The sequence below is a fragment of the Grimontia marina genome (assembly GCF_900060185.1).
Taxonomy (GTDB): Bacteria; Pseudomonadota; Gammaproteobacteria; order Enterobacterales; family Vibrionaceae; genus Enterovibrio; species Enterovibrio marinus.
Genome location: NZ_FIZY01000099.1, coordinates 1 through 7,521 on the forward strand (window position 1 = coordinate 1; position 7,521 = coordinate 7,521).

Consider the following 7,521-nt stretch of genomic DNA (forward strand, 5'->3'; position numbering starts at 1 on the left):
GTAATGATCACTGACTCAGCTTTCGTCTGTTCATGTTCATTGAAAATGATTGGCTGAAGCGTCTGCGTCGAGTCAGGAGAGCTTAATCGTTTAGACCAATAGTGGAAGGTTTGGTAACTGAGGCCGCGGTCTGCACAAAATTGCTTGATGGAGAGCGGGCTTTGTTTTTGTTGCTCAACAATGGCTGCCCAATGGGCGCGTTTTTGCTCTTGGTTCATGGTGCCTCCGTTGAAAAAGGCACTATGTCAAAGTACTGGTGTTATTGGTATGTGGGGTTTATTAACCGCTTACCGGTAACCAACGCCTGACCGTAGAAGCCGCCACTGTACTTTGGAATACATCATTGAGCTGCATCGTTAAAAGCTCTGTACTCCAGCGGCTTCGCTGATAACCGAAATCCTGCGGGGAAAACTGAACCAGAATAGTCAGCATCGCACACATTTCGCTAACGGGAAGCGTTGGCGGTCTGCCAACAGGCAAAGCGTGCAGGGCATCCATACCACCTTGAGTAAACCAGTCAATCCACCTACCCACTGAGGAGCGGGCTGCACTGATAATACGGCAGACATCGACAATCGTTTTGCCTTCGTGGAGTTGCATGAGAGCAATAAGTCTGCGGGCATAATCCTTGTCCTTGGTAGTCTGTATCGCTTTTTTCATCCTACGACGTTCGCCACGAGGTATCGGTGCTATGATGGCCATCACTCAGTCCTTTTGTCGGTATGTTTCGGTTTGGCGATTGATCAGATCGCACAAAGCGGACTGAGTTTCTCTTATCTTTGAGATCTACTATTAGGAACAGCTATTTAGCTTCGATGAATTCTTGCGGACTAATTTCACGGCCTATCAAGTCAGCGTTGACGGCCTCGATACATTCACCATCACCATGGACGGGGTAGAGATAGGCACGGGCCACATCGCATGGGTCGAGGTATACGTTGACCCTCTGACGCATGTATTTTTCTTCTTGGAGCTCTGGCGCACGGTAGACGAGTTTGTTGACCTGAACGCCACCACGACGAATGCTTTTCTCTCCGGCGAAATTCAATAAGGTGTCCAAAGCTCGCGGTTCTGCAATAAATTGGGGCTTATAGTTCGCTTTTTGGTAGTACTGGTAAGGGCTTAGACCGTCTAATCCTGAATGTGGATTTTGGTGGTAGTAATGCTCTAACCAATCATCCATGAATTGCTGCATCTCACTCGGAGAGATCCCAAGCTCTAGCGCATCTTCATAGCGTTTCTTTTTTCCATCGCCAATGCGGGCTGCGAATGCATGACAGGCTTCAATGAGCTCTCTATCTTTCACGTTATGGCCAATGTAGTTGGGCATCACTTCAACAATGCCGCCTTGGAAAGTGCCAAAGAAACGTTCAATAAATGGCTTTTCCCATCCTGAGAAGGGTTTCGCCCGCATGTGTTTTACGCCGAGGGAAGCAAATACGGCCCGTGATTTATTCGCGATGTAGTCGCTGCCATTGTCAGTTTTGATGACGCCGTCTTGATTGGGCATCCCCCAATCCAAAATGGTTTTGCGGATTAGCAAGCAAATGGCCTCAGAGGTTGAGGTCGGTGCGAGAAGCATTTTCACGCGTCGGGTGTAGACATCGATGCAGCCCACAATGGAATAGCGCACGAGCTTGCCATCAACGTTTAGCATGATGTCAGTCGGGGTTGAATCCAGCTCCCAGAGGTCGTTTGGCCGACTCACCCAGGCATCATGGTCATGGATTAGCCCACGTTCTTTGCCGTAGAAGCTTTTGTGGTCAACGGCGAAGGTGTGCTTGCCCTGATTTGTGTTTACCCAGTAGTTGATCCACCGTCTAAAACTGGATGGGGCAGGTACTGTCCAACTAGCCTTAGTTTTCTCTTTTTGTACCAGCGCGTATTCCCGCATCTTGTAAGGCTGTTTTTGAAAATGCGGGCGTGAAATTAATAAGGTGATACAGAACTGCTCAAGCTCTGGCTGTTGGCATATGACGCTGTCACTTTTTCGGGCATTTTTGCGTCTAACAAGACCACAAATCCCGTCTTGCTGAAGTGCTTTTTCCCAACGATCAATGGTTGAACGACTAACGTTTACTACCACCTCGTAAACGGTATTTTCGAGAGGAAGGGTTTGCTCCTTAAACTCTTGGATAAAGTGGGTGTGACCGTCTGACAGTTGGCCCTTGAATGCAGATAAATAGAGCGAGCGCAGGCGAACAATCTCTGCGCGAGATTCAGCGAGCTGTTTCTGGCGGTCAGTGAGAGTATTGAATGCTTTGAGTCCCTCCGCACGAATGTTGGCCTGCTGCTTATCTTTCGCTCGGTTCTCCTGGTCTAAGCTGGCATTGAGCTGAGCAGCTGCACGTTCGCCATGAGTTTCTTTAATTGCTGTTTTGCTGAGTTCCGCAATAGTCGCACCAGGCAGTGAGCTGATGTGATACTCGTAGCCTTTACCCACGGGGCGCTTACGCACTTGCCATTGGCCTTTTTCCGCACGAATGCGCACATTTCTGGCCGTTTGGGGCATAGCGGGCAGACCTGCCAGATCATTTGCGGTAAACCATTCTTTACCCATCAGCTTTGTTCCTTAGTAGATCCTCAGCGAGTGTTTTTGATAGTTCGCGTAGGATTTCTTTGTACGCACCACCTCGAACTTTTCTTTTGGAGCAAGGCGGGTGCTCTTGAATACATTTCTGAACTGTTCTCGGGCCAAATCCATTCTCAAGCGCCCAACTTCGGCAGCTATAGCCTTTTTGGATCAGTGCCGCACGAACGTCTCTTGCGGTGACTAATTTCATGGTTTGGTTTAAACTCTTGGTTGTTTTGTTCGCATCGCGAACATTGAATATTGCGCACTATAGTTCGCAGTGCGAACTATGAGATTAAATATAATGCGAACTTTTGAGCTGATCAATTTATAGACGGTGATTTGGTTCACATTTATCTGCCTGATACTTCCGACTTACACTTAACTAGTTGATAGATTTCTTTTTATTTTTTTTGGTTAAATCGGCTTGGAATCTGGACAGATTTTTTCGGAGGAAACAGGGGTAATGAACTCCCTTACCGACAGACTGAAATACATCATCGGCGAGCAAAGTATTCGAAGTTTTGCGTCGAAAGTCGGTGTATCCGAAACTATGATTCGCAAATACCTGAAGGGTGGGGTACCTGGTCTCGATATAGCCGCCAAAATCTGTTTGGTAGGCGGTATTAGTGTTCACTGGTTTGCGACCGGGGAAGGGGAGATCTTCACTGGGGATGTGGTCACTGGTATTGACCAAGTGGCAAGGCAGGCCATCACCACCATTGATAGTGAAGAGTTCGTTCTCGTTGAGGGCTACCATGTCACTGTCGATGAGATGGACAACAGCGAGCAGAACTCAGCTCCAGTTAGGAGAAAGCTCGCCTTCAGGAAGAAATGGCTTGAGTATCGAGGTTTGAAGCCAGAAAGCTTGAGAATCTACTTCGTTAAAAGCTATGTAGAAGGCGGAATCATTAGCGGCGGCGACAGCGTCATGATCGATATGTCAGATGCTTCTGTTTCCGATGGTGTGCTTGCCCTGAAACTGAATGGCAACATGCTTATCCGATGGGTCAAGGTCAGAGTCGATGGCAGCGTTGATGTATACACTGATATCAACAAAGAGCCAGACGAGAACGTCGGAGCTGATAAGCTGCAGAACATCGAAGTCCTGGGCCGGGTAGTTTGGCTTGGTAAGGATTTTAAGTAGAGAGCTAACTTAGGTTTAAGCGAACGCAAAATAGGTTACGTGTTATGTCAGAATTACAAAACGCGCATTTCTGGGTGGCAAAAACCAGCCTCAACGATATCAGCGTGATTTTCAAAGAGACATATAGTGAAGATGACTCTCCAATCAATGAGTTTGCCTGCCAACAAGACGAACTGTTTTACGACCATGACTTTTTCTATATTGAAGACCTTTCTCATGGCATTGATAACTTTTTCCTAAGTGCGGGTATACCTACGGAAAATCAAAAACCAATACTTGATGCTTTGAAACCTCATTTATTGAATGCCACACACATAGTTGTAGGAGATTCTAGTGATTTTAAATCACCTAGGTCTTGTGTAATTGGCTCTTCTCAATTTACTTATGTTGGTATGTTTAAACACTGGTAGTGTTGCAAACAGGGTATGAGATCAGATCCGATTCAACATCTCTTTACACATGCTTATTCTTAGCTAATTAAATAAATATCATAAGGTTAAGTGAGATAAGACGAATCGGATCAAGCATCCGATTCAAAAAGCGGATAACTTGGAACGTTGTAACAAGGAAAAGCTTTCAAGCCAAAGCAGGTAAAGGTGCGAGCCGAAACGGCTGTGACCGACCTCATTTCACCTCAGATGAATTCGTACGTAGTCTTTTGCTAGATTTGTCCCACATTAGGCGATTGCGGCTCGAACTCTCCAGCTTTCGCTTAGTCCGCGCTATCAAAGGGCTGTCCCACGAAATCCCATGCGATCCCATTCAATCCCAATGTTTCATTAATAGTGGTGGGTTACAGTTGTCTCAAATGTAAACAAAATGCGATGGGGGCATGGTGTAGAGTCAATTTATATCAGGTCGTTTAGCTCGATAGGGAATGCAATTGCGTCAGTTGGTTGACAGGGAAGGCAAATGAATAAGCAGTTATTAGTAGCAATAGTTTTAGTGTTGAGTGGATGTGCGGTCACCGGGAATGATAATAACCCATTGGTTGAAATCGTCAAAAACGAACCAGATGTTTTCGAGAATGAGGTTAAGTCAACCCTGCGCCATCAGCTCGTTTTGGAACAAGATGCCGTCAGGCTTTATGAAATAGGACAGGCCTTCAAGAAAGGTGATGGAGTTACTCAAAACGATCAAGAAGCTGTCAAATACTATCAATCTGCGGCTGACTTGGGTCATGCGCGCGCACAGAATAGCCTAGGTTGGATGTACCGCAAAGGTAGAGGGATATCTCAGAGTGATAGTATGGCGCTGAAATATTATCGCTTGGCTGCTGATCAAGGGTATGACGTTGCGCAAAACAATCTTGGTTGGATGTACGAAGAAGGACGAGGCGTACCTAAAAGTAATATTGAAGCGGTTAAGTACTATCGACTAGCTGCAGAGCAAGGGTATGCAAGGGCTCAAGTCAATCTCGGGGGGATGTACGAAGAAGGTCTGGGTGTTTCCCAGAATGATGCCGAAGCCGTGAAGTACTACCGTCTTGCTGCAATGCAAGGAAATGCGCGAGCTCAAACCAGTTTAGGTTGGATGTATGAGGCAGGCTTAGGCGTTTCACAAAGCTATAGCGAAGCGTTGAAATACTATCGCAAGGCGGGCAAACAAGGAGACAAAAGGGGACTGACATATGTCGGTGAAATGTATGAGGATGGACTAGGTGTAAAGCAGAACTACAAAGAGGCTTTGAAGTACTTTCGCTTGGCTTCAAGTAAAGGCTATGCTCGAGCGCACAATAACCTTGGTTGGATGTATGAAGACGGTCGGGGAGTCACCCAGAGTTTTTCTGAAGCGGTGAAATACTATCGGATGGCGGCAGAGCAAGGAGATAAGAATGGGATGACTTATCTTGGTGAAATGTATGAGGAAGGTCTAGGTGTAGGTCAAGATCTTGCTGAAGCATTGAAGTTGTACGAATTAGCAGCAGAAAAAGGCTCTGTTCGTTCGTTGAACAATCTTGGATGGCTATATGAGGAAGGCCTTGGTGTTACTCAAAACGATGAAAAAGCCGTCAGCTATTATCGTCTTGCCTCTGAGAAAGGAAGCCCGAGAGGACAAACGAATTTAGCATGGATGTATGAAGAAGGGAGAGGTGTCAGCAAAAACTACACTGAAGCTTTAAAACTCTACCGATTGGCTGCTGAACAAGGATTTGCAAGAGCGCAAAACAATCTTGGGATGATGTATGAAGACGGCCTTGGTATAGAGAAGAGCAACGCTGAAGCGACTAGGTATTACAAACTGGCTGCAGACCAAGGAAATATAAGAGCTATGACGAACCTAGGCTGGATGTTTAAATTAGGAAAAGGTGTTGCTCTTAACTACGAAAGTGCCGCAAATTACTTTCGACTCGCAGCAGAAGAAGGAGACTCAAGAGGGCTCACCTATCTTGGTGAACTCTACGAGGACGGGCTAGGAGTTCCACGAAGTGACTCTGAGGCTGTGAAATACTATCGTTTAGCGGCAGACAAAGGGTTCGCGAGAGCTCAAACTAATTTGGGTTGGATGTACAAAGAAGGTCTTGGGGTTGAAAGAAATTTCGAGGAAGCGGTGAAATATTACCGATTAGCAGCGAAACAGGGCGACGAGCAGGGTCAGCAAAAATTAGCCTGGATGTATAAGCGAGGCCGTGGGGTCGAACAGAATGATACAAAATCATACATGTGGTTTTATATCTCCCAAAAAAATGAAAACCCCGAAGAGCCAGTAAAAATCACTACACCATTGAGTGACGCCCAAATTTCCGATGCTGAGAAATTAGCTCGTGAGTGCCTAATGACAGACTATCTAAATTGCGATTAATTCGGTGGGTGATGGGAAGAATTTTCTCCTACTGCCCTATAAACCCATGCAATCTGAAGATGCACGATACCAGTCAATTCGCCCCAAGGGAGGAAATCAATGCGCCAACTTCTTCGTCAAACCTCACGGAATCTCACCTCCGTTTGCCTGAGTCGGTGCTTCCTGAGAAAGCGCCGGCCATGCGAGGCAGACTGCCTCAGATCGGCAGCAAACACGGGCCTTGAACGGCAGAAGATGATTGACCACCGGCGAAGTGACGGAGCGAATCCTGAGGACGGCAGATTGCTCACACAGTGGGTGGCTGCTCACTACTCGGTGGTCGAACAAAAGGTAGAGCAGGTTTCCGCGCTTCACAAGGCCGTGACCAGAAAAGCCCATCAGGTTTCTGTAGGTGCGAGGCATATCACCAAATTACAGACATGACATCATTCAATTGCACAGCGAATGGGGGTTGAGGGGGAAGTACCTGGTTTTGGCCTGTTTTTTTATTTCTTCAATGCTTGTTCATCAGAGGCTCCACTTTGCCTTGACTAAAATGTAAACAAAATACGATGAAGTAAGGTGTATGTCGAAAATGAGGTTAACTCCAACCCTACGACAACAGCTCGTTTTGGAGCAAGATGCCGTCAGGCTTTATCAAATAGGACAAGTTTATAAATAAGTGCATATTTCGGAGCATTCCGATCAGTCATTTCGGGATTATCCGATCACCCATTTCGGTTTAAACCGATCACCGATTCCGCAATTATCCGATCACTTTTAGCCTGACTCCGAAATCAGCGATCTGAATCGCGGAAACCGCGTTCGGAATGCTCGGAATCCGTCATTTTTCTCTTTTAAATGTAAGCGCGTCATAAACCCCGCATTCTAATCACCTAAATAGCTGATCCTAATTGTGAGTCTTTTTTGCCATCCCATGACCTGAGCCAGGATACGGTGATGCCGTCGCCATAAAGTGCTTCACCTGTGCCAATAGCTGGTACATGTACTTGCATTGATG

General features: G+C 46.4%; 7 protein-coding genes and 1 pseudogene. 4 read left to right on the forward strand and 4 right to left on the reverse strand.

What is annotated here, in order from left to right:
• The 3 genes from tnpA to GMA8713_RS24740 all read right to left on the reverse strand — a co-directional run.
• Positions 1-218: IS66 family insertion sequence element accessory protein TnpA (gene tnpA, locus GMA8713_RS24730; protein WP_062714832.1), on the reverse strand; the 218-nt coding region annotated here is incomplete at its 3' end.
• Between the two features lie 61 nt (positions 219-279).
• Positions 280-702, reverse strand: a complete 423-nt coding sequence (locus tag GMA8713_RS24735; RefSeq protein WP_232314567.1) for a helix-turn-helix domain-containing protein — start codon at positions 700-702, stop codon at positions 280-282.
• Between the two features lie 100 nt (positions 703-802).
• Positions 803-2,560: a DNA-binding protein gene (locus tag GMA8713_RS24740; protein ID WP_062715220.1), complete on the reverse strand. Its 1,758-nt coding sequence runs from the start codon at positions 2,558-2,560 to the stop codon at positions 803-805.
• A gap of 478 nt (positions 2,561-3,038) precedes the next feature.
• On the opposite strand from GMA8713_RS24740, the gene GMA8713_RS24750 reads away from it, so the two are divergent.
• The 4 genes from GMA8713_RS24750 to GMA8713_RS27555 all read left to right on the forward strand — a co-directional run bounded on the left by GMA8713_RS24750 (position 3,039) and on the right by GMA8713_RS27555 (position 6,745).
• Positions 3,039-3,719 carry a LexA family transcriptional regulator gene (locus GMA8713_RS24750; RefSeq protein ID WP_062715224.1) on the forward strand — a complete coding sequence of 227 codons (681 nt, stop codon included), beginning with the start codon at positions 3,039-3,041 and terminating at the stop codon, positions 3,717-3,719.
• 44 nt (positions 3,720-3,763) lie between these two features.
• Positions 3,764-4,129: a hypothetical protein gene (locus GMA8713_RS24755; protein ID WP_062715226.1), complete on the forward strand. Its 366-nt coding sequence runs from the start codon at positions 3,764-3,766 to the stop codon at positions 4,127-4,129.
• 502 nt (positions 4,130-4,631) lie between these two features.
• Positions 4,632-6,521 carry an SEL1-like repeat protein gene (locus GMA8713_RS24760; protein ID WP_062715228.1) on the forward strand — a complete coding sequence of 630 codons (1,890 nt, stop codon included), beginning with the start codon at positions 4,632-4,634 and terminating at the stop codon, positions 6,519-6,521.
• A gap of 59 nt (positions 6,522-6,580) precedes the next feature.
• Positions 6,581-6,745, forward strand: coding sequence for a hypothetical protein (locus tag GMA8713_RS27555; RefSeq protein ID WP_157515781.1), 165 nt, complete (start codon positions 6,581-6,583; stop codon positions 6,743-6,745).
• 665 nt (positions 6,746-7,410) lie between these two features.
• Here GMA8713_RS27555 and GMA8713_RS28315 read toward each other — a convergent pair.
• Positions 7,411-7,521 (reverse strand): annotated as a pseudogene (locus GMA8713_RS28315) (IS630 family transposase); the annotation flags it as partial.